Origin of the sequence: Sporosarcina sp. Marseille-Q4063 (assembly GCF_018309085.1) — a bacterium.
Taxonomy (GTDB): Bacteria; Bacillota; Bacilli; order Bacillales_A; family Planococcaceae; genus Sporosarcina.
The window spans coordinates 141,757-167,490 of sequence record NZ_CP070502.1; the positions used below are offsets into that span (position 1 = coordinate 141,757).

The window sequence follows — 25,734 nt, forward strand, 5'->3', positions numbered from 1 at the left end:
GAAATAGATGAGGTATGCATTGCTTGGTGATATTCATTCATCGAAAGAAGACTTAGAAATAGTGCTCGATCATATCGAAGAAATGGTGCCTGAGGCAACGGTGTTTGGTACTGGGGACCTTTATGAATGTACAATTAGTAAAAAAGATATTACTGATGACAAATTTACAAAACTTGAGCAGGTTATGCTAAACCCGAAAGGCTTTACTGAACTTTTGGATTTTCCGTCGGTAAGAGGGAATCAAGAAGAAAGAATTACCTATTTAACGGAAACTGAAGAGTCTTTGCGTAAATTATTGGATTCCATGCCAGAAGTTATTGAACTTGAAAGCGGTCAAATAATTCATGGGCATCAATGGAAATGGGGCGGAAAACCGTGGTCGCTTCTCCAGGCCAATGTAGAAAACTCACTTGTTTTTTACGGTCATAGTCATCGCTCAGCACTAACATTGGATGGCGTTAATCAAAAAATGAATTTTGGCATACCCTTTGAGCTAACAGGTCAAAATGTACTTGTTAACGTAGGTTCCGTTGTTGATAATCGAGAATGGGTTATTTATGATAGTGTCAAAAATACAGTTACATTTATGAAAGCATAACTAAAAGACTGAATGGATATAGCGCCATTCAGTCTTATTTATGTATACCTTCACGAGCGAGTGCATCTGCTGTTTTATTTTCTGCACTAGGAATCCATTTGATAAAGAAAAAATCAAAAGACTCTGTAACCTCCATGATTTCAGATAAAATTTGCTTATGTACTTCATTTTTAACAAATTCTCTTTCGACTGCGGTTACAACTGCCTGTGAATCTGAACGTACGGAAACAATTCCTTTGGATATTTTTGCAACTTCCTTCACGCCGCGAAGTAAAGCTAGGAATTCAGCCGTATGATTATTTGTAGGTTCAATACGCTCTGAAATTTTAATAAGATGCCCTTCACCTTTAATAAAAACACCAATGCCACTTTTTCCAGGATTTCCAGCACTAGCGCCGTCTGTATATAGTTCGATCAAGTTTAACCACCCCAAATTTTGTTTAGATATCAGTATATTGCATACCCTAATTGCCTGAGATACTTGCATCTCTTTATCATCGACATTAGAATATACTTAAATGGAGGAACGCAATGGATAAAACAATCATTATGTTAGAAATCGATACTGTTATTGATACATATTGCAGTGGTTGTTTCCTGAAAAGCCAACTTGCAAATGACAAAGGTAAAACTGCAGCACATCGATTTTGTATAGAAGGATGTACAGTAGGTGACCAGCTTAAATTTTTGGGCAGTCAATTGAATAATACATCAAAATAATATCCCGCGAGCAATTTACATGCTAGCGGGATTTGTAGTTGTTAGTTAGTCATGATTTCCTAGTTTTGAGACATTGGCCGCCTGAGGTCCGCGGTTCCCATCAGTGATTTCAAAAGATACTATTTCACCTTCATCAAGCGTTTTAAATCCATCACCAACAATGCCAGTAAAGTGAACAAACACATCTTCTCCGTCTTCCGCTTCAATGAAACCATATCCTTTTTCATTGCTGAACCATTTCACTTTTCCTTGGTACATATACGCCCCTCCTCAGTCCTTCAATGTCCATCCATTATGCAATATGGATGATTTTACTATACACGAATCGACATAGTACGTCAATGATATGCCCAAATTTTCTGAAATGTGAAAAGCAGTGCTGATAAATGTTAAGAAAAGGTGATTAGAATGGAACAATTATTACGAAAATGCCGGGAAACAGCTGAAGAGATCTATCTGAAATTTGATGCAAGCCATGATTTGGATCATATCAATCGAGTCATGAAAAATGCGATTGAAATTGCAGCGACAGAACCTTCGGCGAATAAATTTATTATTAATTTAGGTGTCTTGCTTCATGATATTGAAGATGCGAAATATAAGTCAGATGATACGCTATCTGTGAGAGAAATTCTTGAAATGCACGAAGCCGATGAAAAATTGATTGATGAAGTAATCGCTTGTATAGACAGCGTATCATTTAGTGGGGGAAATGAAAAATCGATTACTTCAATTGAAGGGGCAATTATTCGCGATGCGGATCGTTTAGATGCAATCGGCGCTATCGGAATTGCGAGGGCTTTCACTTTTGGAGGAGCCAGGGGAAGAAAACTATATGATGCAAATGAAGAAGCCCGCACACAAATGTCGGAGGAAGAATATCGCAAAAAGGGAACCGCCACTGTAACACACTTTTATGAAAAGTTATTATTGTTGAAAGATTTAATGGTGACGACTGAAGGAAAACGATTAGCCAAAGAACGTCATCAATTTATGGTGGAATTTTTGGAACAACTTGATAGAGAAATAGGGATTGAAAATGCGGAAAAAGATTAACCATCACTTTTTCCGCATTTTTTTATTTCTTAAGAACGGCTAGAAAAGTCATTGCTCTTTCAAGTGGCACGTTTTCTGTGAAAATCCATTTGTCATAATCCATTTCGCCGCCGGGTTTAATTGAATGTAAAAATAAACTTGTTCCGGACAATAACATTGTTAAATCGGCTGGTGAATAACAGCGCAATGATTGTGTAACTTTCGGGTAATCCGTAGCCCACCAAGTATCAAGCATGCGACAACCTTCTGGATCGAACCCATAACGTCTATAACTATCTTCATCAATTTTCATTTCCCGACCAGAAATTTTTGCCCAGTACCACGGTGTATAAACATCTATCAAAGCGACACCTGAAGGTAAGAGCCAATTATCTATTCGCTGCAGTAACAGCTTTTGATCATCATCTGAACCGACGCCAAAGCCATCCCAATAGCAAACGACGTCAAAGTCATTTGGTAAATCAATCTCATAAAAATCGCCCTGGATGATTTTCATCTTTTCTTCAACATCATGGACCGTTGCTAATTTATGAATCTTTTCAACAGCGGAAGGAACAAGTTCAATGACGGTTACATCGTGGCCGCGCTTCGCCGCCGCAACCGCAAAAAGACCAAGACCTCCGCCTAATTCCAGGATTTTCAATTGTCTATTTACGCCCGCGGTTGATTCAACCTTATCAACAAGTGCTTCATCGAATTTCGTAATTGCATCCGCCATGCCTTCAGTAATACGGTATTGTTCCTTATAAAATTCTTGTACCCATTCCATTTCCAACACTCCTCACTTTTTATGTTCTAAGAGAGTGCTGGATGATCAAAACATTAGTACCCCCATATGAATCCTCCTGTTTAGAAAGTGATTATTTCATTAAGCGTTTTTCTCGTTCCTCGTAAAACGCTCCCAAAAATGCTTGTTCATATGCGTAACCTGCTTGGAGTAATGTTATTTCATTAAATGCGGAACTAGCGAGTTGAAGGCCGACTGGAAGCCCGTTTGATGCAATCCCGCAAGGAAGTGATAGGGCGGGTTGTCCTGTAAAGTTAAAGACAGCTGGAAGACGGATCATCGCGTTAAATGTACTGTCCATCACGCCGTTTATTTCAAATTTCGTTTCCCCGATTTTCTTTGTAGTATCGGCCATTGTTGGAGTCGCTAATATATCTACGTTTGTAAATAAATCTTCGAAATTTGAAAACACTTCTTTTTTTCTTTTTAAAGCTTTAATATAATCAAGTGCTAATATCGAATGGCTGAATTCTAGTGAAGCTTTCACGTCACGACCATATAAGTCGATTGATTCAGTTATAAACTTTTCATGTACATAACCGGCTTCTGCGATGCCAATACTGAGTGAATAGGCTAAATCAGCTTGCGAGAAAGGGATGTCAACTTCAATTAAAATTGCGCCTAATTTCTCCAGATTTTTAAGTGCTTCAGCATATAATTCAGCAGTATCGTTTTCAATCAAATCATTGAAATAGTTTTTCGGCACGCCGATTCGCAGACCGCGAATGTCTTCTGAGAGTGAACTTGAATAATCTGCACCCGTCATCGCATCCATCATGATTCCCAAATCGCTCATATTCTTTGTTAGCGGACCAATATGATCAAGAGACCAAGAAATATTTCTTACATTTGTATCAACGATTAAACCATGAGTAGGTTTTAGCCCAACGATACCCGTAGACGCTGCTGGTATTCGAATGGAACCTGCTGTGTCTGTTCCGATTGATGCAGCACATAGCGAAGCTGCCACGGCTGCACCCGAACCGCCGCTAGATCCGCCAGGCGTGTACGCAGTATTCCATGGGTTTTTAACAGGATTATAAAAAGGATTATCGGATGTAATTCCAAAAGCGTACTCATGCATATTCACCTTCCCCAGATTGACTGCACCTTCACGTTGGAGTTTCGAGACAATCCCAGCATCAACATCTGGTATGAAATCTTCTTCGATTTTAGAGCCGCTTGTTGTGCGAATCCCTTTTGTGTACAGATTATCTTTATAAGAGATTGGAACCCCTTCAAGTATCCCGGTTTGCTCACCGGCTAGGTACTTTTGTTCTGCAATGGTTGCTTGCTTTAATGCAATTTCCTCAGTAACGGTAATAAAAGCATTTAATTCGTTAAATTCTTCAATTCGGTTCAAATAATCACGGGCGATTTCAACAGGTGAAAACTCTTTATTACTAAACCCATCTTTCATTTCTTTTATCGTAAGGTTTCTCAATTTTATTTAATTCCCCCAAATGCTATATTCGTATTGCTTGAGATTAGCGTAGCATATTTATATTGTTCAAACAATTTAAGTTGAATATAATTGATGCTTTTTTCTGATTACAAATTCTCTAATCCGCACCAAATGCTGAAATACTTAGTTATAATGGTAGTATGTAACTGCAGGAGGTAAATGGATGACAACATTAACAATAGAAACAGATCGACTAATAATCAGGCCCTTTCAAAATAGCGATTATGAACAATGGTCTATCGGGTTTGATAATAGACTGCCCTCGACCTATAAATACGATGATGGTTATGAAGATTCATCACCTTATACAAAAAAGTGGTTTATTGACTGGATCAAAGGGTTTCAGGAAACTGCCGAAAAAGATGATGTGTATATTTTAGGGATTTTTAGAAAAGAAGATGGTGCGAATATCGGCAATATAGAAGTGATCAAGATTCTTAGACAGGATTATGACTGGGCCATGATGGGGTACTCCATTCACAATCAATTTTTCCGGCAAGGCTACGGGAAGGAAAGTGTTCAAGCGGCAACTGAGTTATTTTTTTCTGAACTAAATTTTCATCGCATTGAACTGCAAATTAACGTCGATAATGAGCCTTCTCAAAAACTAGCGGAGAGTGCAGGGTTTCAATTTGAATGCGTAAGAAAAGATTTTTTCTACGAAGGCGGGAAATGGATCGATCAACTCATTTATTATAAAAATCGTAATAATAGTTGGTAAAATGGGGGAGTGTTGCAAATGAAGTGTCCTAAATGTGTTGAGGTGGAATTACAGGAAATAAAAAAAGAATCTGTATTCATTGATGTTTGTCCAACTTGTAAAGGCATATGGCTCGACCGCGGGGAGCTCGAAATGATTGTGCGAGAACTGAAGCAAGAACGGACTAATAAAACCAAAGATAAATCCACAAAAGATAAAAAAGAAACAACGATGCTTGATGTACTAAGTGATCTAATCGTGTTTTGGTAGGGGAAATATATACAATAAGTAAGCGGATATCCGTCACTCGACGAGAATATCCGCTTTTCTTAATGCCTCTTCAGCGTTATTAATTTCTTGTTCGCTTTTAGCGACAATCGTATGAAGGTGTATGCCTTCGGTTAATTCCAATAAATAAGATGCGTTGGTTTGTTTAATATTTTCGATGAAGTTCTTCACTTCACTTCGATTTGAAACCATGACTGAAGCAGTTAAATCTCCATAAATCGGATGTTCAACTTTTACGTCCTTCACGGTGATTCCATGATCGACTAATATATTTAATTCTTCTTCCGTTTGGTGCGATGTATGGTTGCATACGATAACTTTTTCAATTTTATTCTGTTCCCCGATTGGATGCATATACACATATCCGCGACTAGTCGCGATAATCGGTTCGCCTTTTGCTTTTAACAAAGTAACATCTCCAGAAATAACCTGCCGGCTAACATTTGTGATTTCCCCAAGTTCTCTGCCGGGTATCGGGTTACTCGCATCCTTTAATAATTTAACAAGTAAATTACGGCGATCACTACCCAAAATCTTTTCATTCGAAGTCATATTATCATCTCCTAAAGCACTATATTATCGGTTATTTTAACATAAAAGAGTTTTCATGGATTTATCAACGAATTACAATTAAGTTCAAGATAAATGTATTATGTAAACAAATTGGAGTCGGGCTAAATAACTTTCAAAGACCTGCGTTGGTTTATTACCAGTGGTAACCCGATCAGTTTGAGTAGTTACCACAATCGCCAATCATTTCTTTTTCTTGAAATCATTTAATCGATCATAGATTGCCGCAAGCTTTACTTCTTCACCCGCGAGAACAGGCCTATAAAATTCCGTGCCTTCAACCTTGTCCGGCAAATATTGTTGATTTACCCAGCCTCCAAAAGAGCCGATAGGGGAGTCATGGGGATATTGGTAGCCTATATGGCCAAGAACGGCCGCGCCCGCATAGTGCGTGTCACGTAAATGGAGTGGGATGTCTCCCGTTTTCCCGGTATTTATCGCATTAACAGCAGCATCGAATGCTTTATAGGCAGAGTTTGATTTGGAAGCCAGGCACATTTCAACAACTGCATTCGCCAGTGGAATCCGTGCTTCCGGCATCCCGAGTCGAACTGCAGCATCGGTCGCGGCAAGAACATGAGGTCCGACTTCCGGTGAGGCAAGTCCAACATCTTCATAAGCCATGACAAGAAGTCGTCTAGAGACAGCGATAATATCTCCTGTTTCCAGTAAATGCGCCAAATAATACATTGCTGCATTTACATCGCTGCCGCGAACGGATTTTTGCAAAGCAGATAATAAGTTGTAAAAATGCGATCCCTTATTATCACCAAATAACCCGATCCTGCCTAAAAGATTTTTTATTAACCAGTCTTCAACAATCGTTTCTCCATCAACTTCATCACTTGCAATAACGGTGGATTCAAGAACGTTTAAAGCTTTGCGAGCGTCCCCGTTAACGCCTTCCGCAATCATTTGAAGCTGTTCATCAGTTATGCCGATTTTCTTTTTACCAAGTCCTCGGTCTTCGTCTTCCAATGCTCGTCGAAGCACGCCTAATAAATCATCGGGCTCTAACCGAGTAAGTTGACGGATTTCCCCGCAACGCGACCGAATCGCGGGATTCACATCATGAAATGGATTTTCAGTCGTTGCGCCGATTAAAACAATCGAACCGCCTTCTACATGCGGAAGTAAGGTATCTTGCTGCAATTTATTGAATCTATGAATTTCATCTAAAAATAATAGAACTTTTCCTGTCATACGTGCCTCGGTAACAACATCTTCAACATCCTTTTTCCCAGAAACCGTCGCATTCAACGCGATAAAGGGTAAGTTGCTTGTACCTGCAATTGCATGGGCGAGCGATGTTTTTCCTATTCCGGGCTCACCGTATAACAACATTGACGGGACATGCCCTTTTTTTATCAACTTATAAAGAGCGGTTTGTTTCCCGATAATTTCTTCTTGACCGGCGATTTCATCAATCGTTTGCGGCCTCATTCGATATGCTAATGGTTCGTTTTGCAAAAATATCACTCCTAGTACAACTGTTCTTCTATTATACACATCAATCTGATTGAAATCATTTTACGGAAGCATCGGAGCAGTTATGTTATAATATTTTGAAGCAACACGCAAAGGACGGGGTTATTAGATGAAAATTTCGACAAGGGGACGATACGGGTTAACAGTCGTAGTTGTGCTCGGAACAAAATACGGAGATGGTCCAATTCCACTTCGTCAAATCGCTGAAGAACAATCATTATCGGAAGCCTATTTGGAACAATTAATACCGCAACTGCGCAATAATGGAATTGTGAAAAGTGTGCGCGGGGCTTACGGAGGCTATATGCTAGCTAAACCTCCAACAGAAATCACTTCGGGGGATGTCATTCGTGTATTAGAAGGGCCTATTCAACCGATTGAAGGACTTGGCGATACGGATATACCCCAACATGAATTATGGAAGCGGATTGCTGATGCAGTTCGAGACGTTTTAGATACAACAACAATCGCCGATCTCATCAAATCAAATGATGAATCGAAAAATGATAGTTATATGTTTTACATTTAAAGGAGATTTTCTATGACGACTATATATCTTGATCATGCCGCGACGACGCCGGTTCATCCAGCTGTTGCTACAAAGTATGCCGAATTACTAGGCTCATTATTTGGAAATCCCTCGAGCATTCATAGTTACGGTAGAGAAGCACGTAAATGGTTGGACGACGCACGGAGAACAATGGCCGGGTCAATTAACGCTAAACCCTCTGAAATTATTTTCACCTCTGGCGGGACCGAAGCAGATAACATCGCTATCTTCGGTACGGTAAATGCGATGAAAAATAAAGGGAACCATATTATCACAACAACTATTGAACATCACGCTGTTTTAAATACTTGTAAACAACTTGAATTAGATGGGTATGATGTTACATTTTTAGAGGTAGACAAAAATGGGAGAATCGATGTTGAGCAAGTTAGAAATGCACTCACTGAAGAAACGATTTTGGTGACAATCATGTTAGGCAATAACGAAGTCGGGACAGTGCAACCGATTCGCGAAATTGGTGAACTTCTAAAAGAACACCAAGCCATCTTTCACACAGATGCTGTTCAAGCTTATGGGATATTGCCAATTGACGTGGATGAACTTCAGGTTGATTTACTATCTGTTTCCTCCCATAAATTAAACGGTCCAAAAGGGGTTGGCTTCCTTTATGAACGAACTGGGATGACTACGAAACCACATTTGTACGGTGGAGAACAAGAACGAAAACGACGCGCGGGTACTGAAAATGTTCCGGCGATTGTCGCATTTTCAGATGCAGTGAATATTGCATATGAGTCAATTGAAGAAAACACAAAGAAATATCATGCATTTGAAAGAATTCTAAAGACAACATTTCAAGAGCAAGACATAAACTTTTCTGTTAATGCTATGGACACGGAAAGATTACCACATATCGTAAATATCAGTTTTCCTGGAACAGATATTGAATCACTACTTGTTAATCTTGATATGGCGGGGGTTTGTGTTTCAAGCGGTTCGGCGTGCACAGCAGGCTCACTGGATCCATCACACGTCTTAACGGCGATGTTCGGGGACGGTGCGCCGGAGCTTCGAAACTCTGTCAGATTTAGTTTTGGACTCGGACTGGATGATGACCATATAAAAACAGCTGCATTGAAAACGGCTGAAATCGTAAAGAGATTAGTAAAATGAAAAATAAAGGATTGATTGGAAAATGAATACAAAAAAAGCGCCATCCGAAACACGCGTTGTCGTTGGCATGTCAGGTGGCGTCGATTCTTCTGTAGCTGCATTGCTATTGAAAGAACAAGGTTATGACGTCATCGGTATCTTTATGAAAAATTGGGATGATACGGACGAATTCGGCGTATGTACAGCCACTGAAGACTATGAGGATGTCATTAGCGTCTGTAATGATATCGGGATCCCTTATTACGCGGTTAATTTTGAAAAACAGTATTGGGATAAAGTATTTACTTATTTCTTAGATGAGTATAAAGCAGGACGAACACCAAATCCGGATGTCATGTGCAATAAAGAAATCAAATTCAAAGCATTTCTTGAACATGCAATGAGCCTGGGTGCCGATTATTTAGCAACAGGCCATTATGCACAAGTCGTCGAGGCAGAAGGCGGCGTTTCAATGCTGCGCGGAAAAGACGACAATAAAGACCAGTCGTACTTTTTAAACCAGTTGACGCAGGAAATGTTGCAAAAAGTAATGTTTCCAATCGGCCATCTCGATAAAGAAGTAGTTCGTGAGAAAGCACTTGAAGCAGGATTATCAACAGCGAAGAAAAAAGATTCGACTGGGATTTGTTTTATCGGCGAACGAAATTTCAAGGATTTCCTCGGAGAATATTTACCTGCTCAACCTGGACTCATGAAAACGATGTCCGGTGAAAAGATGGGGAAACATGACGGACTGATGTACTACACAATTGGTCAACGGCACGGCCTAGGTATAGGCGGCGCAGGAGATCCGTGGTTCGTCATCGGAAAAGATTTGAAAGAAAATGTGTTATTAGTTGAACAAGGCTTCCATCACGATGCACTTTATTCGGATAGTCTGACTGCAATTGATGTCAGTTTTTCAACTGCGCGTGAAATGCCGAAAACATTTAGCTGCACAGCTAAATTCCGCTATCGCCAACCCGATACGAATGTTACCGTTGAATTATTGGATGACAATAAGGCAATTGTGAAATTTGAACAACCCGTCCGTGCAATTACGCCAGGACAAGCAGTTGTTTTTTATGACGGCGAAGAATGTCTCGGCGGCGGGACGATCGACACAGTGATTAAAAATGGCATTGAACTTGATTATGTTGGGTAAGGTGGAATCGACTATGAATTATAATGAAACCGGAATTGCCGCGCTCCAAGAAGGCAAGTATGAAAAAGCGGTAGAGTCTTTTGTAAAAGCAATAGAAGAAGAACCGAAAAACGCTGTCGGCTATATTAATATGGGAAATGTGTTCGCGTCACTTGGTGATCCTGAAAAGGCGGAACCATTTTTTCAACAAGCAATTACGCTTGATGAAAATGCCGGAACTGCCTATTACGGGCTAGCAAATCTTTATTTCAACAAAGAACGATACGAAGAATCATCTAAATTGTATGAGCAGGCAATACAAAAGGGCGTTAATGAAGCAGACGCGTATTATATGCTTGGAAAAAGTTTGGAGCGCTCAGATCAATCTAAACTTGCATTGCCTTATTTACAACGGGCAACTGAATTAGCACCTAATGATCTAGAAGCGAGATTATCTTACGGAATACTTCTAGCTAATATGGAGTTATTTACGCAAGCCGCCGATGAGTTCGGCTTTGTCATTGAACATGATGAAGAAAATGCGGATGCTCACTACAATTTAGGTTTTTTATACGCAGTGTCAACCGATCGGAAGGAAGATGCATTAAATCATCTCAAAAAAGCATTCACGATTAACCCCGATTACGAACAAGCGCGATATATTTACGATATGATTCAACTTGACGAACGGTAAGGAGGCGAAAAGGCGATGGAAGGATTAACCGAAGAGCTCTTTATACTCGGGAGACCGCTTGTGACGATATTCCATAATCCGGATAATCTATTTACAATTGCAAAACTAAAAATAAGTAAAACAAATTGTGATTATGAAGAAAAGGAAATTATCGTTAAAGGGAACTTTCCACAACTTTCCGCCGATGACGATTATAAATTTACAGGCAGACTTGTGAATCACCCGACATACGGCGCTCAATTTGATGTGCATACTTTTGCCAAAGAAATGCCGGGTACAGAAACCGGACTAATTCATTATTTGTCAGGTGATTTATTTCCGGGTATAGGAATGAAAACTGCAGAATCAATTGTCGATACTCTTGGAAAAGATGCCATTAAAAAGATTCTGGACGATTCAACGGTTCTCGATACGATCCCCAGACTTTCCGACGAACGAAAAGAAACGTTAATCTCCGTACTTGAACAAAATATGGGGCTTGAACGAACGATTATACAGTTAAATGAATGGGGATTCGGTCCGAAAATCGCGATGCGTATTTATCAAACATACCGGGAAGATGCTATAGAACTGCTCAGGGAAAATCCATACCGTTTAACTGAAGAAATCGAAGGCGTGGGCTTTCAACGGGCAGACGAACTAGGACGGAATTTGGGCATCACCGGCGATCACACATTTAGAATAAAAGCAGCAATCTTGCATTCGATGAACGAAGCAGTTCAATCTGAAGGGCATGTTTATATAGAAGGAAAGATTCTGTTGCCACAGGTCAAACATTTGCTTGAAACGAGCCAGCGCGTTGAAATACCTTTCAGCAGTATTTCACAATCAATTATTGAATTAATAGAAGAAGGTAAATTAATAGCTGAGAACCAAAGATTGTATGTTCCCTCACTGTATTATTCGGAAATCGGGTTTGCTTCAAAGCTTCGTTTGCTGTTGGAAAATGAATTGGATAATCAATTTCCCGTATCTGAAATCCGAAGTGCAATTGGGGAAGTGGAAGAGCGCCTAGGTGTCAATTATGCAGAAACGCAAGTCTCCGCAATCGAAACGGCGCTACATTCACCGACGATGATTTTAACAGGGGGACCCGGGACTGGTAAAACGACGGTTATTCGAGGTTTTGTCGAGGTGTATGCGGAACTTCACGGTTTGTCGCTTGACCCTAAAGAATATGCTAAGAAAAAAGAACCTTTCCCAATAATATTAGCGGCACCTACGGGCAGGGCGGCAAAAAGGATGTCCGAATCGACTGGACTTCCCGCAATGACAATTCACCGTCTACTCGGGTTCACAGGCCAAGAAAAAGAAGAAGAAACAGAACGTGAAATTGAAGGCAGTCTTGTTATTATCGATGAAATGTCAATGGTCGATACATGGCTCGCTCATCAGTTGATGAAAGCACTGTCCAATGACGTTCAAATTTTATTTGTCGGGGACCAAGATCAGTTGCCATCGGTCGGACCTGGGCAAGTATTAAAAGATATGCTTGACTCGAGTGAAATTCCCGTTATAGAACTAACCGAAATTTATCGTCAAAGTGCCGGTTCCACGATAATTGAAATGGCCCATATGATTAAACGTTCTGAGTGGAATGACAACATAATTGGTAAAACTTCTGACCGTTCATTTATTAAGGCTAGCGGGAATCGGATACTCGAAGCGGTCGAGAAAATTGTGAGTAACGCGATTTCAAAGGGTCATGAAATTAGAGATATCCAAATACTTGCGCCTATGTACAGGGGGCCGGCGGGAATCGACGGCATTAATAAGATGATCCAGCAAATGGTCAATCCACCAGGTCCTAAACGCAAAGAAGTAACGTTTGGCGATGTTGTTTACCGAATTGGAGACAAAGTCCTTCAACTCGTCAATCAGCCCGAAAGCAACGTGTTTAATGGCGATATGGGCGAAGTCATAGCAATTATTAAAGCGAATGAAACCATTGATAAAAAAGAATTGCTCGTTGTTTCGTATGACGGCATTGAAGTCACCTATGAGCGAAGCGATTTAAATCAAATCACTTTATCGTATTGCTGCTCAATCCATAAATCGCAAGGAAGCGAGTTTCCGATAGTTATTATGCCGGTCGTAAGAAGTCATAGAAAAATGTTGAAACGAAATCTTCTTTATACTGGAATCACTCGCGCGCAGAAGTTTCTAATATTATGCGGGGAACCCGAAGAATTTAAAGAGGGAATCGCGCGAACAGATGAATTATCAAGGCAAACTACATTAAAAGAACGTTTAGGCGCAGAAGATGAATTGCATGAAGGAATCGAAACAGCAGTACAAACTAATTCTGAAAGTCAAAATGATCAAAGTCAATCATCTGTTGAAAATACAGTAGATAACGCAGAAAATAAAGAACCTGGCATTTATAAACTAACGATGGATACATTTGTTACAATCGACCCAATGATTGGGATGAACGGAATTTCTCCTTATAATTTGGAAGGTGTTGATTGACACCGATGTCGAAGTTTTCTATACTGAACTCATTATAGTGAATACGATGACGGAGAAAGTATGCATTTTCGCTTGACCAGAAAGGAGCCCCTCGGCTGAAAGGGTTCCCAAGTCGATGTGCAGAAAGCTACTCCTGAGTGCAGCTTATCCCTGCCGTCAGCCGCGTTAAGGCAACCAGAGATGCCGCGTACATATGTATACGGTAATTAGGGTGGTACCGCGAGACTAACATCTTCGTCCCTTGTTTAGGGGCGGAGTTTTTTTGTGTCTAGCTCCAGGCGCCAGCCCCTCGGGGTCATAAGCCAATCAAGCTATAAAGGAAGAATTGTACTGCATTCTTCCCCGGCAAAGATCGCCACGCCGCTTGTTTGGCTTATGCCTGTCGGGGCTAGACGGGCGCCTTGCGCTTTTATTCTGTCTTGGTAAAGAAAAAGGAGGATTTATATGAGAAAATTATCTTCATCAGAAATTCGAAGTATGTTTTTGGAGTTTTTTAAGGAAAAAGGCCATAGCGTTGAGCCATCAGCGCCGCTTGTTCCTATTGATGATGCATCCCTTTTATGGATTAATAGCGGTGTTGCAACATTAAAAAAGTATTTTGACGGACGTGTCATTCCCGATAACCCGCGAATTGTAAATGCTCAAAAGTCGATTCGAACGAATGACATTGAAAATGTGGGAATCACAGCGCGCCACCACACGTTTTTTGAAATGCTGGGCAATTTTTCAATAGGCGATTATTTTAAGGAAGAAGCAATTATTTTAGCGTGGGAATTTCTAACGGATAAAAAATGGATTGGTTTTGATCCAGAACTTTTATCTATAACCGTACATCCAGAAGATGAAGAGGCGTATGGTATTTGGAAAGACAAAATTGGAATGCCAGAAGAGCGCATCATTCGACTTGAAGGAAACTTCTGGGATATCGGGGAAGGACCAAGCGGACCAAATTCAGAAATATTCTATGACCGCGGTGCGAGCTATGGAGATGATTTCACTGATCCAGAACTGTATCCGGGAGGAGAAAATGAGCGCTACCTTGAAATTTGGAATCTTGTCTTTTCAGAATTTAATCATAATCCTGATGATACGTATACACCACTGCCGAACAAAAATATTGATACAGGATTAGGTCTTGAAAGAATGGCTTCAATTATCCAAGGCGTTCCAACTAATTACGATACGGATTTGTTTATGCCTATCATCAAAGCAGTTGAAGAATTCTCCGGTGAAAAGTATGGTATTGATGCAGAAAAAGATGTGGCATTTAAAGTAATTGCGGATCATATTCGAACTGTATCATTTTCAATTGGCGATGGCGCATTACCATCAAACGAAGGGCGCGGCTATGTACTACGAAGACTACTCCGCAGAGCAATTCGTTTTGCCATGAAGCTCGGTATAAATGCTCCGTTTATGTATGATTTAGTTCCTGTTACGGGTGAAATCATGAAAGATTATTACCCGGAAGTGAACGAAAAGAAAGAATTTATTATGAAAGTTATTAAAAATGAAGAAGTACGTTTTCATGAAACTTTGTCAGATGGAATGGCGATTCTTTCCACAGTTATTGAAAAAGCAAAGTCTAATACATTTATAGTGAGCGGAAAAGATGCATTTCAATTATATGATACCTATGGTTTTCCGATTGAACTAACGGAAGAATTTGCAGAAGAAGCAGGCGTTAAAGTAGATCGAAAAGGTTTTTCCGAGGAAATGCAAAGTCAACGAGATCGTGCGCGTGCAGCAAGACAAGAAACAGATTCAATGCATGTGCAATCTGAAGTTCTCGGGAAAATAAATGTTTCTAGCGAGTTTATCGGGTATAGTAAATTAACTGCCGATGCGAAGGTAACAGCGCTTCTGCAAAATGGAAATCACGCAGACCATGTTGCGGAGGGGGATGAGATACAGTTTATCTTAGACCATACCCCGTTTTATGCTGAGAGCGGAGGGCAAGTGGCCGATAAAGGAACAATTTCAAATGAATCTTTCGTCGCCGATGTAACCGAAGTTCATAAAGCACCGAATGGACAAAACTTGCACACGGCAATTATTCGTTCAGGGGAACTTTCAGTTGGAACAAACGTTGTTGCAAAGGTTGACATGGAAGCTAGAAAGTTGATCATAAGAAATCACACTGCCACGCATCTTTTGCACAAAGCATTAAAAGAAGTTCTTGGCGAACATGTTGCACAAGCGGGTTCTTATGTCGGTCCAGATCGATTGAGATTTGATTTTTCTCATTTTGGTCAAGTAACAAAAGAGGAACTTGAGGAAATAGAGCGAATTGTAAATGATAAGGTTTGGGAAGACCTTCTTGTCAACATTGAACAAAAATCGATTGACGAAGCGAAAAAACAGGGTGCAATGGCATTGTTTGGGGAAAAGTATGGCGATATCGTTCGTGTCGTTTCAATCGACGATTATTCACTCGAACTATGCGGAGGCTGTCATGTTGATTCAACAGGATCTATTGGTTTGTTCAAGCTAGTATCAGAAAGCGGAATAGGAGCTGGAACTCGACGAATTGAAGCTTTAACAGGACCCAACGCTTATCATGCATTTAAAGAAGAGGAAGCAGTACTTGAACATGCGGCAGAACTAGTCAAGTCGAATCCAAAAGATCTTGTGAAAAAAATCGAATCTTTACTCGGAGAATTAAAAGGTCTACAAGCCGAAAATGAATCCTTATCTTCAAAACTTGCGAACAGCCAACTTTCCGATGTCTTTGAAACTGCCGAGCAAATCGGCGATGTCACAGTTGTTGCATCTCGTGTTGAAGTGAAGGATAATAACGCATTAAGACAGATGATGGACGAAATGAAACAAAAACTTTCAAACGGCGTCATTGTTTTGGGAACTGCAGTCAATGGAAAGGTTATGCTAGTTGCAGGGGTTACCAATGACTTAAAAGGCAGTTATCACGCTGGTAAGCTCGTTAATCATGTAGCGATGCAATGCGACGGCAAAGGCGGGGGTAGACCAGATTTGGCGATGGCAGGCGCAAAAGACGATTCAAAACTTGATGATGCCTTAAAATCGGTGTATGATTATGTGAAATCTGTTTAATTGGTACCACAAATTGGGTATAATGGAACCCTGTATGATTCTGTGTTAATTAGGCAAATTTGAAAGTGGGGTGTCAGTTATGAATTCATACGATAAAACGATGAAATTTAACTTTCCTGAAGAATCAATGGAGGAAGAAGTAACACAAGTGATGCTTCATGTACACAAAGCGCTTGACGAAAAGGGTTACAACCCAATTAACCAAATAGTGGGTTACCTTCTTTCGGGTGACCCGGCTTATATTCCAAGGCATGAAGACGCGCGAAATATGATCCGAAAACTTGAACGTGATGAAATTATCGAGGAACTTGTGAAGTTTTACATCCGTGAAAACGGGGGTAGCCTCAAGTGAGAATTATGGGTTTGGATGTGGGAACCAAAACAGTTGGCATCGCGATTAGTGATGCGCTAGGATGGACAGCCCAAGGAATTGAAACCATCCAAATTGACGAGAATGCGGGCAACTTCGGTATTAAACGAATTCGTAAACTTGTCGCCGAATATCAAGTAAGTAGTTTCGTAGTCGGTTTTCCGAAAAACATGAACAATACAATCGGTCCAAGAGGCGAGGCGTCCGAAAGATATGCCCAGCTCCTCGAGAAAACATTCGGCTTACCTGTAACGCTTTGGGATGAGCGGCTAACGACCATGGCCGCGGAGCGCATGCTTATTGATGCAGACGTTAGCCGCAAAAAAAGGAAGTCTGTAATAGACAAGACGGCTGCGATTATGATTTTACAGGGTTACTTAGATTTAAATAATAATAAATGAGGTGATTAGAATGGAACATGGACAAGACACAATGACAATCGTTGATGAAAACGGTGATGAGCACGTATGTGAAGTCATCCTGACATTTGAATCAAAGGATTTCGGTAAATCTTACGTACTGTATCATATTCTAGGACAGGATGATACTGATGATTCCGAAGAAATAGAAATTCACGCATCTTCCTTTACTCCGAAAGAAGACGGTGAGGAAGACGGCGAACTACTTCCTATCGAAGACGATGCTGAATGGGAAATGATTGAGGAAACATTGAATACATTTTTAGATGAAGAAGAGGAAGACGAGTAAGTCAATAAACAGGCGACGAGCGGGACGGTGCAAAACCGTTCCGTATTTTTAAGTTTTAAATGTTTTATATGCATTTGAACGAAAGAGGTGGATACCGCATGGATAAAGATTCGAAGACACAGTTGATGTTCGAACGAATGCGTGAAAAAAAGAAAGAAGTTAAAGTGGTAAGAAGAATTGTTCTTGCAATCGTATTACTTATACTTATTATTGGATTTTTCGTAGGAAAGTCTGTTTATCAATATGTGATGAGCGGATTGCAACCCCTCGATCCTGAATCTGAAGAGGTCATAAATGTTGAAATTCCGATTGGCTCTGGACTGAATTCAATTGCGGCCACACTTGAAAGTAAAGGAATTATTAAAGACGCAAGATTATTTAAGTATTATGCCAAATTCAACAATGAATCGCAGTTTCAAGCTGGTACATATGACTTAACGAAAGCAATGACGCATGACGAATTAATTCAAAGTTTGAAAACAGGGAAAGTATACCGCGAACCGGTATTTACTATGACAGTGCCAGAAGGATTAACTTTAAAGGAAATCGGACAAGTTGTTGAAAAAAGAACGGGTATTTCCGCTGAAGAGTTTGAATCCTACATTAATGATGAAAACACGATTGATATGTTTATAGCAAAATACCCAGGCGTTATAACAGAGGAAATTAAGGGCGAGAAAATTAAATTCCCATTTGAAGGGTATTTGTTCCCTGCGACTTATCCATTTTATGAGGAAAAACCCACTGTCGAATCAGTTGTTGAAGAAATGATTCAAGCGACGGTATCCAATGTATCGCCTTATCTAAATTACTTAGAAGAAGAAGAAAAAACGGTTCATTGGTTATTGACATTTTCCTCACTTCTTGAAAAAGAAGCGACTCAAAAATCAGACCGTGCTACGATTGCAAGTGTGTTTTTTAACCGTATGCAACCTAAGAATCCTAACCAAGAAGTAATGCCGCTTCAAACGGATCCAACTGTTGCTTATGCACATGGTCAACATTTAAGCGTTACATCTTATGCTGATCTTGAAATCGATGATCCGTACAATACTTATAAATATAAAGGTTTACCGCCAGGACCAATAGCGAATGCGGGAATGTCTTCGATTGACGCTGTTATTGACCCTGAATATACCGATTATTTATATTTCCTCGCGGATAAAAAGGGCGAAAATCATTTTGCGAAAAGTTATGAGGAACATTTGGCAAATCGAGCGAAATATATAGACTGAAGTTAAGGATTTTACGTTAAAAAGGAATACCGAACAGGAGTTGACGACTATCATTACGTACGATTCTTATATTGCCGGTCTTCTTAAAGAAAAAAATTCTTTTATTATTGAAATGGAAGAATACGCCGAAAAGCACCATGTGCCGATAATGGATAGCAGTGCAATCGAAACATTATTAGGATTATTATCGATCCAGAAACCAGACCGAATTCTTGAAATCGGCAGTGCGATTGGCTATTCGGCGATTCGAATGGCTCAATCCTTACCGGATACATTTATAACGACAATCGAACGAGATCAGGAACGTTATTTAAAAGCCGTTGATTATATTGAAGCAGCAGACTTATCCAATCGAATTCAAATTATTGAAGCCGATGCGTTATTACTAGAAAGTGAACTAATTGCCGGTGAACCATACAATGCACTTTTTATCGATGCGGCGAAAGGGCAATACAAACGTTTTTTTGAAAAGTATTCGCCTTTCATTTCGTCTGGAGGAGTTATTTATTGCGATAACATGTTCCTGCATGGTATGGTTTTGCGGGATGATAAAGAACTGCCAAGACGAAAACGCACGATGGTTCGGAATTTGAAGAGCTTTACGCGTTGGGTACTGAATCATCCCGATTATGTTACATCGCTCTTTCCGCTAGGTGACGGAATATTGATAGCAATTAAAAAATAACGACAGTCACAAATTATCTTGAAGGATATCTGCCGATAAAGGGGTAAAGAAGAAATGAAGTCCACTAAACCACTTGTTATCGGAATCGCTGGTGGTTCTGGTTCAGGTAAGACAAGCGTTACAAACTCAATTTATAATGTTTTTAAGGACCATTCAGTTGTTGTGATTGGTCAAGATTACTATTATAAAGATCAATCGCATTTGGCGTTTGAAGAACGTCTTGAAACGAACTATGATCATCCATTTGCATTCGATACAGATTTACTAATAACACATTTACACAAGCTTCTAAAGCGCGAAAGCATCGAAAAACCGATTTATGATTACGCTATGCATACGAGATCTGATGAGACGGAGATAATCGAGCCTAAAGATGTTATTATTCTCGAAGGCATTTTAGTGTTGGAAGATGTTAGGCTAAGGGACTTAATGGATATTAAGTTATATGTTGACACGGATGCCGACCTGCGTATTATTAGACGTATCACGCGTGACATTAACGAACGGGGCAGGACGGTCGATTCCGTCGTCGATCAGTATCTGACCGTAGTTCGTCCAATGCACAATCAATTCATCGAACCGACAAAGAAATATGCAGATATTATCGTGCCAGAAGGCGGGCACAATAAAGTTGCAATTGACTTAATGGTCACAAAAATAAAAACAATTCTTGAAAATGGAACGAATCTATATTATGATAATGACAGAAAATCATAGAGATTAACCACTATGTCGCATACTCAAAAATAAAGCGGCATAGTATTTTTATGAATAGTATTATGAGGAGTGATGGGAATGATTACGGAAAAAAAGTTTCCGATGACTGCCGCTGGTAAACTTAAGCTGGAAGAAGAACTCGAACATTTAAAAATGGTGACGCGTAGAGAAGTCGTAGAACGCATTAAAATCGCCCGAGATTTTGGTGACTTGTCGGAAAACTCGGAGTACGATTCAGCGAAAGAAGAGCAGTCATTTGTCGAAGGTAGAATTTCTACGCTGGAAAAAATGATTCGAAATGCGGTTATCATTAAAGAGTCGGAATTTAATACGGATGAGGTTCATCTAGGGAATACGGTTACCTTTAAGGAACTACCTGACGGAGACGAAGAGACATATACAATTGTCGGTTCGGCCGAAGCGAATCCAATTGAAGGCCTAATCTCGAATGATTCACCGATTGCGAAAGGTTTACTTGGCCGATCGAAAGGCGATGTGGTTAGTATCAATACGCCTGGAGGAGAAATGTCGGTTACGATTCTTGAAATAAAATAATCGTCCGATAACCGCCTTCTCATGAAGGCGGTTTTTTCACTAAATGAAACAAAGCTACCTCGATGCTCGTCTAATATAGAGTAGAAACAGTAAAATATAAAACGGGAGATGAAAAGTTATGAATAAACCCGATAATAATTACTCTAGGCTGAACCGTAAAAGAGGACGCAATCGATCAGATAAAATTTTAAACATATTAATTGCTGTTGTTGTTCTCGCAATTATCATTACGGCGTCAATCATATTTTTGGGTGGAGACAATAAAAATAAAGCTGATGTGAAATTACCAGACACAACTGAAGAAAATAGCCAAGACGATTCAACAAGTGAAGAAACTGACGGAACCGATAATATTGACGCGTCAAGTGAAGATGAAGATGAGTCTGCGAATAGCGGTGATGAGTCGGGCACTGATGATGAAGAAGCAGATGAAACAACCGAAACTAAAGAAGAAGAAGAAGAAGCGGATCCGGGCGTTGTAAAATATGAATCATCAGACGACGCTGTTGTAAATGAAACAATCATCAAAACCGGATGGGAACCAATTGGCACATCGCAAACAGGTGAACATGTATCGCTATATGATGGAAAATCCGCGGATTGGCAGGAAAAAATCTCTGCAATTTCATATGCAACAGAATTACCTGAAGATGCATTAATTATTTGGAAAATCAAAAACGGCGGTAGCCCGCAAAAATCGATTGGAATTGTCTCGACAAAGGATAAAGTTGAGAAATACAGAGTGTATTTAGAATGGATTGACGAAAAAGGCTGGAAACCCGTCAAGATGGATGTCCTGAATACGCTAGACTTTGATTATTGATTTCTTACTATACGTAACGGTGGAGGTTTATTGATGAAGATTGCAGTTATCGGCGCCATGGAAGAAGAAGTTGAGTTATTAAGAAAATCTATCGCATCATCGCAAACAACAGTTATTGCGAATATAGAATACATTGAAGGCTCCATCGGGAATCATGAAGTAATTTTAGTGAAAAGTGGAATCGGGAAAGTTAACGCTGCAATGGCGACAACTATGCTTTTAGAAAAGTTCATGCCGGATGTCGTGTTGAATACCGGATCAGCAGGCGGTTTCAAGGAAAGGCTCGAAGTAGGGACTGTTGTCATTTCAAGTGAAGTCAGACACCACGACGTTGATGTAACCGCATTTGGATACGAGTATGGACAGGTACCTCAACTACCGGCAGCCTATCTTGGCGATAAAAAACTTATAAAACTTGCCGTGGAAGCGGTAGAAGAGATTGGTGAACATCGGCACTCGATTGGTCTAATTGCATCAAGCGATACATTTATGAGTGATACGAGTCATGTCGATAAGGTTAGAAGCACTTTCCCGACAATCATAGCCGCAGAGATGGAAGCCGCTGCGGTGGCGCAGGTTTGTCATCAATTTGAGACTCCGTTCGTTGTCATCCGTGCTCTTTCTGATATAGCGGGCAAGGAAGCGACAATGAGTTTCGATGAATTTCTGCCGGTTGCGGCGCTTCATTCAACACAAGTAATTTTACGGGTAATCTCGAAACTTTGAGCACTTCATGGTAATATATAGATAGTGAATGGAATTCAATTTTATTTAGCGGTTTTAGGGAGGGATCTCGGTATGTTTTTTCTGATGGCTGGCGTTTTTATGGTTGCAGTAATTGTATCTATTGTTATTTTACGTGAAATCGGAACTGAGTAATCAGTAGAAAGAGGCGTTTCCGTTTAGGATAATACTCCCAAACGGAAACGCCTTTTTATCTTAGTAAATTATAAAATTACTGACTGTAGAAATCTTCGAACAAAAGGATTTCACATCCAGCTCCAGGCGCCAGCCCCTCGGGTCATAAGCAATCCAACTAGGAGGAATTGAGCTGCATTCTTCCCCAGCAAAGGACGCCACGTCGTTGGATTTCTTATGCCTGTCGGGGCTGAACGGGCGCCTTACGCTTTTGTTCATTATTCGTTATATTCATGTTTAAACAGTTGATATAATTTTACGATTGCGCGTTTCTCAATTCTTGAAACATAGCTTCTTGAAATATCGAGTTGCTCGGCAATTGCTTTTTGAGTCATTGGTTTGTCATCCAAAAGACCATATCGGCGTTGAATTATTTCTAACTCTCTGCCGTCAAGTTTTCCAAGATGTTTATAAAGCCTTTCTTTTCGTTCGTTCTGTTCAACAGTATCGATTGGAGACTCATCGTCGGTTTGAAGTAAATCCGCAATTTGTAATGATTGCCCATCATTGTCTCCACCGATCGGTTCAAAAAGCGAAACGTCTTTTTGTACTTTTTTTTGTGTGCGAAGATACATTAGTATTTCGTTTTCGATACAACGTGCTGCATAAGTTGCTAGTTTTGTTTTCCGGTCTGGCGTAAATGTATTTACCGCTTTCATTAGGCCAATTGTTCCAATTGAAATATAATCATCAAGTAGTTCGTGTTTTGGATGAAACTTCTTTACGATATGTGCCACTAAACGCATATTGCGTTCAATAAGCTCATCCCTTGCGTCGAAGTCTCCTTCCGCGAGCCTTGCGAGACATGCGGCTTCTTCTTCTTTAGATAGGGGGCGTTTAAACGCTTGCCCTCGGATATAGCCGAGCACTGCAGGTATTTCAAGCCACAGCTGAACAATCGACAATACAAACCCGCTCATCGGGCCACCTCCTGTGTCGTTGTATGACAGCATATGCGGTCGGGTTATGACTAATGATTGATTTTTTAGTCGGACAGGCGCTACAGTATGTCCTTTTTTATAGCTTAGAAACTATAAATTTTTCTACTGTGGATATCCTTTGCCATAGAGATTTCACGTCTAACTACAGGCGCCAGCCCCTCGGGTCATAAGCAATCCAGCAAGGAAGAATTGAACTGCATTCTTCCCCAAGGAAGAATTGAACTGCATTCTTCCCCAAGGAAGAATTGAACTGCATTCTTCCCCAAGGAAGAATTGAACTGCATTCTTCTTAGACAAAGGACAAAGGACGTCACGTCGGTGGATTGCTTATGCCTGTCGGGGCTAGACGGGCGCCTTCCGTTTTTGTTATAAACCAGAACAATTCATTATCCTACTGTTGTTATGTTATAATATTTTTTAGAATCTAGTTTTGAATCGGAGTGAATAGGTTGTATAAACGCTTTTTACCAGATGAATTCGTGAAAGATGTTTTCCATATAAAGCCTGAAAAGTTGGTTGAAAAGGGTATTAAAGGAATTATTACAGATTTAGATAACACGCTTGTAGAATGGGATCGTCCTGAAGCAACCCCTGAAATAATCGAGTGGTTAAAAGGGATGCAGGCTGCAGGCATTCAAGTTACAATCGTTTCAAACAATAACGAAGGTCGAGTTAAAGTTTTTTCGGATCCTTTAGGTATTCCTTTTGTTTTTGACGCGCGAAAGCCGCTACTGAAATCGTTCGTGAAAGCCCGTAAACTTATGGGGATTGAAAAAGAAGAAACCGTTGTCATTGGAGACCAACTTTTAACTGATATACTCGGAGGGAATCGTAAAGGACTACATACGATACTTGTCGTGCCTGTTGCAACTTCAGATGCATTTTTCACGAAGTTTAACCGCATGATTGAAAGAAGAATTATGGCTGGCCTAAAGCGCCGCGGTCTAATTACTTGGGAGGAATAACTGTGGACGACATTAAATGTATAGGTTGCGGCATTACAATTCAAACTGAAAACGCCGATAAAGAAGGTTATGCACCAGCGAGTTCATTATCGAATGAAGAACTAGTATGCCGACGTTGTTTCCGCCTCAGGAATTATAATGAGCTTCAGCCCGTTTCGTTGACTGGCGATGATTTCTTAAATATCTTGAATGGTATTGGGAAGAAAAAGGGTATAGTCGTTAAAATTGTTGACATCTTTGATTTTAATGGCAGTTGGATTTCAGGGTTGCACCGCTTTGTCGGTAATAAGGATATTTTATTAATCGGTAATAAAGTGGATTTATTGCCCAAGTCGATTAACCCCAACCGGGTCATTAATTGGATGAAGGCGGAGGCGTCAAAACTTGGATTGAAGCCGGTGGATGTCTTACTTGTTTCAGCCTATAAAGGCCAGGGGATGGAAGAAGCACTCGCGGCAATTGACTCTATCCGCCGCGGTAAAGATGTCTATGTGGTCGGATGCACAAATACCGGCAAATCGACTTTTATTAATCGAATCATTAAAGGTGAAACAGGTATCGGCAATGTTATTACGACATCACATTTTCCTGGAACGACGCTCGACCTTGTCGAAATCCCGTTCGAAGATGGGAAAGCTATTTATGATACGCCCGGAGTTATTAATGATCATCAAATCGCTCATTATCTCGACGAAAAAGATTTGAAAGCAATCACACCTAAAAAAGAACTAAAACCTAAAGTGTTTCAACTAAATTCGGAGCAAACATTGTTTCTTGGCGGGTTGGCCCGTTTCGACTTTATTTCAGGCGAACGCTCATCGTTTATGGTTTATGTTTCGAATGACATTGAGATTCACCGAACGAAATTATCAAACGCAGACGCATTGTATGAAAAGCATGTGGGTGCCATGCTTACACCGCCATCGGAAAAATCGCTAGAAAAGCTTCCGTCATTTGTTCGACATGAGTTTTCTATTAAAAATTCGAAAACGGATATTGTAATATCAGGTCTAGGCTGGATCACTCTTCAACGACCTGGCGTTATCGCAGTTTACGTTCCAAGAGGTGTAGATGTAGTTCTCCGACCATCTCTAATCTAA

General features: G+C 40.2%; 29 protein-coding genes. 22 read left to right on the forward strand and 7 right to left on the reverse strand.

Annotation, left to right across the window (positions count from 1 at the left end; translation table 11 throughout):
- The first annotated feature begins 7 nt into the window (after window positions 1-7).
- A complete protein-coding gene (locus JSQ81_RS00730) occupies window positions 8-598 on the forward strand; it encodes a metallophosphoesterase family protein (protein ID WP_212605849.1) in 591 nt (196 codons plus the stop codon).
- Between the two features lie 34 nt (window positions 599-632).
- On the opposite strand, the gene JSQ81_RS00735 is transcribed toward JSQ81_RS00730, so the two are convergent.
- The gene (locus tag JSQ81_RS00735) at window positions 633-1,016 is read right to left on the reverse strand and encodes a reverse transcriptase-like protein (protein WP_212605850.1); all 384 of its coding nucleotides are present in this window, start codon (window positions 1,014-1,016) and stop codon (window positions 633-635) included.
- A 113-nt stretch (window positions 1,017-1,129) separates the two neighbouring features.
- Here JSQ81_RS00735 and JSQ81_RS00740 point away from each other — a divergent pair, with 113 nt between their 5' ends.
- On the forward strand, window positions 1,130-1,318 hold the full coding sequence (locus tag JSQ81_RS00740; RefSeq protein WP_212605851.1) for a zinc-finger domain-containing protein: 189 nt from the start codon (window positions 1,130-1,132) through the stop codon (window positions 1,316-1,318).
- Between the two features lie 45 nt (window positions 1,319-1,363).
- Here the strand turns inward: JSQ81_RS00740 and JSQ81_RS00745 are convergent, their stop codons facing one another.
- Complete coding sequence (locus tag JSQ81_RS00745) at window positions 1,364-1,576, reverse strand: cold-shock protein (RefSeq protein WP_212605852.1); 213 nt, start codon at window positions 1,574-1,576, stop codon at window positions 1,364-1,366.
- A 150-nt stretch (window positions 1,577-1,726) separates the two neighbouring features.
- Between JSQ81_RS00745 and JSQ81_RS00750 the strand changes: the two genes are divergently transcribed.
- On the forward strand, window positions 1,727-2,374 hold the full coding sequence (locus tag JSQ81_RS00750) for an HD domain-containing protein (protein ID WP_212605853.1): 648 nt from the start codon (window positions 1,727-1,729) through the stop codon (window positions 2,372-2,374).
- A 22-nt stretch (window positions 2,375-2,396) separates the two neighbouring features.
- Here the strand turns inward: JSQ81_RS00750 and JSQ81_RS00755 are convergent, their stop codons facing one another.
- Together JSQ81_RS00755 and JSQ81_RS00760 are read right to left on the reverse strand one after the other, a co-directional pair.
- A complete protein-coding gene (locus JSQ81_RS00755; RefSeq protein ID WP_212605854.1) occupies window positions 2,397-3,143 on the reverse strand; it encodes a class I SAM-dependent methyltransferase in 747 nt (248 codons plus the stop codon).
- A 91-nt stretch (window positions 3,144-3,234) separates the two neighbouring features.
- Window positions 3,235-4,605 (reverse strand): amidase, encoded by a 1,371-nt coding sequence (locus tag JSQ81_RS00760; RefSeq protein WP_249336595.1) that lies wholly within the window; start codon window positions 4,603-4,605, stop codon window positions 3,235-3,237.
- Between the two features lie 184 nt (window positions 4,606-4,789).
- Between JSQ81_RS00760 and JSQ81_RS00765 the strand changes: the two genes are divergently transcribed.
- Window positions 4,790-5,347, forward strand: a complete 558-nt coding sequence (locus tag JSQ81_RS00765) for a GNAT family N-acetyltransferase (RefSeq protein WP_212605855.1) — start codon at window positions 4,790-4,792, stop codon at window positions 5,345-5,347.
- 18 nt (window positions 5,348-5,365) lie between these two features.
- On the forward strand, window positions 5,366-5,596 hold the full coding sequence (locus JSQ81_RS00770) for a TFIIB-type zinc ribbon-containing protein (RefSeq protein ID WP_212605856.1): 231 nt from the start codon (window positions 5,366-5,368) through the stop codon (window positions 5,594-5,596).
- Window positions 5,597-5,629: 33 nt separating this feature from the next.
- Here the strand turns inward: JSQ81_RS00770 and JSQ81_RS00775 are convergent, their stop codons facing one another.
- Window positions 5,630-6,166 (reverse strand): transcription repressor NadR, encoded by a 537-nt coding sequence (locus tag JSQ81_RS00775; protein WP_212605857.1) that lies wholly within the window; start codon window positions 6,164-6,166, stop codon window positions 5,630-5,632.
- A gap of 201 nt (window positions 6,167-6,367) precedes the next feature.
- Window positions 6,368-7,654, reverse strand: coding sequence for a replication-associated recombination protein A (locus JSQ81_RS00780; protein ID WP_212605858.1), 1,287 nt, complete (start codon window positions 7,652-7,654; stop codon window positions 6,368-6,370).
- A 127-nt stretch (window positions 7,655-7,781) separates the two neighbouring features.
- Between JSQ81_RS00780 and cymR the strand changes: the two genes are divergently transcribed.
- From cymR to mtnN, 15 genes are all read left to right on the forward strand, one after another.
- Window positions 7,782-8,201 (forward strand): cysteine metabolism transcriptional regulator CymR, encoded by a 420-nt coding sequence (cymR, locus tag JSQ81_RS00785; RefSeq protein ID WP_212605859.1) that lies wholly within the window; start codon window positions 7,782-7,784, stop codon window positions 8,199-8,201.
- 12 nt (window positions 8,202-8,213) lie between these two features.
- On the forward strand, window positions 8,214-9,356 hold the full coding sequence (locus JSQ81_RS00790; RefSeq protein ID WP_212605860.1) for a cysteine desulfurase family protein: 1,143 nt from the start codon (window positions 8,214-8,216) through the stop codon (window positions 9,354-9,356).
- Between the two features lie 22 nt (window positions 9,357-9,378).
- Window positions 9,379-10,500, forward strand: a complete 1,122-nt coding sequence (gene mnmA, locus JSQ81_RS00795) for a tRNA 2-thiouridine(34) synthase MnmA (protein ID WP_212605861.1) — start codon at window positions 9,379-9,381, stop codon at window positions 10,498-10,500.
- Window positions 10,501-10,513: 13 nt separating this feature from the next.
- Window positions 10,514-11,173, forward strand: coding sequence for a tetratricopeptide repeat protein (locus JSQ81_RS00800; RefSeq protein WP_212605862.1), 660 nt, complete (start codon window positions 10,514-10,516; stop codon window positions 11,171-11,173).
- A 15-nt stretch (window positions 11,174-11,188) separates the two neighbouring features.
- Window positions 11,189-13,645 (forward strand): SF1B family DNA helicase RecD2, encoded by a 2,457-nt coding sequence (locus tag JSQ81_RS00805; RefSeq protein WP_212605863.1) that lies wholly within the window; start codon window positions 11,189-11,191, stop codon window positions 13,643-13,645.
- A 444-nt stretch (window positions 13,646-14,089) separates the two neighbouring features.
- On the forward strand, window positions 14,090-16,717 hold the full coding sequence (alaS, locus tag JSQ81_RS00810; RefSeq protein WP_212605864.1) for an alanine--tRNA ligase: 2,628 nt from the start codon (window positions 14,090-14,092) through the stop codon (window positions 16,715-16,717).
- A 79-nt stretch (window positions 16,718-16,796) separates the two neighbouring features.
- Window positions 16,797-17,069, forward strand: a complete 273-nt coding sequence (locus JSQ81_RS00815) for an IreB family regulatory phosphoprotein (RefSeq protein WP_212605865.1) — start codon at window positions 16,797-16,799, stop codon at window positions 17,067-17,069.
- Window positions 17,066-17,488, forward strand: coding sequence for a Holliday junction resolvase RuvX (gene ruvX, locus JSQ81_RS00820; protein WP_212605866.1), 423 nt, complete (start codon window positions 17,066-17,068; stop codon window positions 17,486-17,488). The genes JSQ81_RS00815 and ruvX overlap by 4 nt, the downstream gene beginning before the upstream one ends.
- Window positions 17,489-17,498: 10 nt before the next feature.
- Entirely contained in the window at window positions 17,499-17,795 is a 297-nt protein-coding gene (locus tag JSQ81_RS00825; RefSeq protein ID WP_210469133.1) for a DUF1292 domain-containing protein, read from the forward strand.
- Between the two features lie 98 nt (window positions 17,796-17,893).
- On the forward strand, window positions 17,894-19,030 hold the full coding sequence (gene mltG, locus JSQ81_RS00830) for an endolytic transglycosylase MltG (RefSeq protein ID WP_212605867.1): 1,137 nt from the start codon (window positions 17,894-17,896) through the stop codon (window positions 19,028-19,030).
- A 40-nt stretch (window positions 19,031-19,070) separates the two neighbouring features.
- Window positions 19,071-19,715 carry an O-methyltransferase gene (locus JSQ81_RS00835; protein ID WP_371812491.1) on the forward strand — a complete coding sequence of 215 codons (645 nt, stop codon included), beginning with the start codon at window positions 19,071-19,073 and terminating at the stop codon, window positions 19,713-19,715.
- Between the two features lie 54 nt (window positions 19,716-19,769).
- Window positions 19,770-20,432 (forward strand): uridine kinase, encoded by a 663-nt coding sequence (udk, locus tag JSQ81_RS00840; RefSeq protein WP_212605868.1) that lies wholly within the window; start codon window positions 19,770-19,772, stop codon window positions 20,430-20,432.
- A 78-nt stretch (window positions 20,433-20,510) separates the two neighbouring features.
- Window positions 20,511-20,987 (forward strand): transcription elongation factor GreA, encoded by a 477-nt coding sequence (greA, locus tag JSQ81_RS00845; protein ID WP_212605869.1) that lies wholly within the window; start codon window positions 20,511-20,513, stop codon window positions 20,985-20,987.
- 118 nt (window positions 20,988-21,105) lie between these two features.
- On the forward strand, window positions 21,106-21,810 hold the full coding sequence (locus tag JSQ81_RS00850) for a YrrS family protein (protein WP_212605870.1): 705 nt from the start codon (window positions 21,106-21,108) through the stop codon (window positions 21,808-21,810).
- A gap of 33 nt (window positions 21,811-21,843) precedes the next feature.
- Window positions 21,844-22,536 (forward strand): 5'-methylthioadenosine/S-adenosylhomocysteine nucleosidase, encoded by a 693-nt coding sequence (gene mtnN / locus JSQ81_RS00855; RefSeq protein ID WP_212605871.1) that lies wholly within the window; start codon window positions 21,844-21,846, stop codon window positions 22,534-22,536.
- Window positions 22,537-22,946: 410 nt separating this feature from the next.
- Here mtnN and sigK read toward each other — a convergent pair whose 3' ends face one another.
- The gene (gene sigK, locus JSQ81_RS00860) at window positions 22,947-23,648 is read right to left on the reverse strand and encodes an RNA polymerase sporulation sigma factor SigK (RefSeq protein WP_212605872.1); all 702 of its coding nucleotides are present in this window, start codon (window positions 23,646-23,648) and stop codon (window positions 22,947-22,949) included.
- Window positions 23,649-24,118: 470 nt separating this feature from the next.
- Between sigK and JSQ81_RS00865 the strand changes: the two genes are divergently transcribed.
- Window positions 24,119-24,634, forward strand: a complete 516-nt coding sequence (locus JSQ81_RS00865) for a YqeG family HAD IIIA-type phosphatase (RefSeq protein WP_212605873.1) — start codon at window positions 24,119-24,121, stop codon at window positions 24,632-24,634.
- A gap of 2 nt (window positions 24,635-24,636) precedes the next feature.
- Window positions 24,637-25,734 (forward strand): ribosome biogenesis GTPase YqeH, encoded by a 1,098-nt coding sequence (yqeH, locus tag JSQ81_RS00870; protein WP_212605874.1) that lies wholly within the window; start codon window positions 24,637-24,639, stop codon window positions 25,732-25,734.

Coding starts and splice junctions, on each gene's coding strand:
- JSQ81_RS00850 (WP_212605870.1), top strand. CDS start 21,106: ATGAATAAACCCGATAATAATTACTCTAGGCTGAACCGTAAAAGAGGA.
- alaS (WP_212605864.1), top strand. CDS start 14,090: ATGAGAAAATTATCTTCATCAGAAATTCGAAGTATGTTTTTGGAGTTT.
- JSQ81_RS00815 (WP_212605865.1), top strand. CDS start 16,797: ATGAATTCATACGATAAAACGATGAAATTTAACTTTCCTGAAGAATCA.
- JSQ81_RS00770 (WP_212605856.1), top strand. CDS start 5,366: ATGAAGTGTCCTAAATGTGTTGAGGTGGAATTACAGGAAATAAAAAAA.
- JSQ81_RS00790 (WP_212605860.1), top strand. CDS start 8,214: ATGACGACTATATATCTTGATCATGCCGCGACGACGCCGGTTCATCCA.
- JSQ81_RS00750 (WP_212605853.1), top strand. CDS start 1,727: ATGGAACAATTATTACGAAAATGCCGGGAAACAGCTGAAGAGATCTAT.
- JSQ81_RS00775 (WP_212605857.1), bottom strand. CDS start 6,166: ATGACTTCGAATGAAAAGATTTTGGGTAGTGATCGCCGTAATTTACTT.
- JSQ81_RS00825 (WP_210469133.1), top strand. CDS start 17,499: ATGGAACATGGACAAGACACAATGACAATCGTTGATGAAAACGGTGAT.
- udk (WP_212605868.1), top strand. CDS start 19,770: ATGAAGTCCACTAAACCACTTGTTATCGGAATCGCTGGTGGTTCTGGT.
- JSQ81_RS00805 (WP_212605863.1), top strand. CDS start 11,189: ATGGAAGGATTAACCGAAGAGCTCTTTATACTCGGGAGACCGCTTGTG.
- JSQ81_RS00745 (WP_212605852.1), bottom strand. CDS start 1,576: ATGTACCAAGGAAAAGTGAAATGGTTCAGCAATGAAAAAGGATATGGT.
- cymR (WP_212605859.1), top strand. CDS start 7,782: ATGAAAATTTCGACAAGGGGACGATACGGGTTAACAGTCGTAGTTGTG.
- sigK (WP_212605872.1), bottom strand. CDS start 23,648: ATGAGCGGGTTTGTATTGTCGATTGTTCAGCTGTGGCTTGAAATACCT.
- JSQ81_RS00765 (WP_212605855.1), top strand. CDS start 4,790: ATGACAACATTAACAATAGAAACAGATCGACTAATAATCAGGCCCTTT.
- JSQ81_RS00740 (WP_212605851.1), top strand. CDS start 1,130: ATGGATAAAACAATCATTATGTTAGAAATCGATACTGTTATTGATACA.
- mtnN (WP_212605871.1), top strand. CDS start 21,844: ATGAAGATTGCAGTTATCGGCGCCATGGAAGAAGAAGTTGAGTTATTA.
- greA (WP_212605869.1), top strand. CDS start 20,511: ATGATTACGGAAAAAAAGTTTCCGATGACTGCCGCTGGTAAACTTAAG.
- JSQ81_RS00755 (WP_212605854.1), bottom strand. CDS start 3,143: ATGGAATGGGTACAAGAATTTTATAAGGAACAATACCGTATTACTGAA.
- JSQ81_RS00730 (WP_212605849.1), top strand. CDS start 8: ATGAGGTATGCATTGCTTGGTGATATTCATTCATCGAAAGAAGACTTA.
- mnmA (WP_212605861.1), top strand. CDS start 9,379: ATGAATACAAAAAAAGCGCCATCCGAAACACGCGTTGTCGTTGGCATG.
- JSQ81_RS00800 (WP_212605862.1), top strand. CDS start 10,514: ATGAATTATAATGAAACCGGAATTGCCGCGCTCCAAGAAGGCAAGTAT.
- mltG (WP_212605867.1), top strand. CDS start 17,894: ATGGATAAAGATTCGAAGACACAGTTGATGTTCGAACGAATGCGTGAA.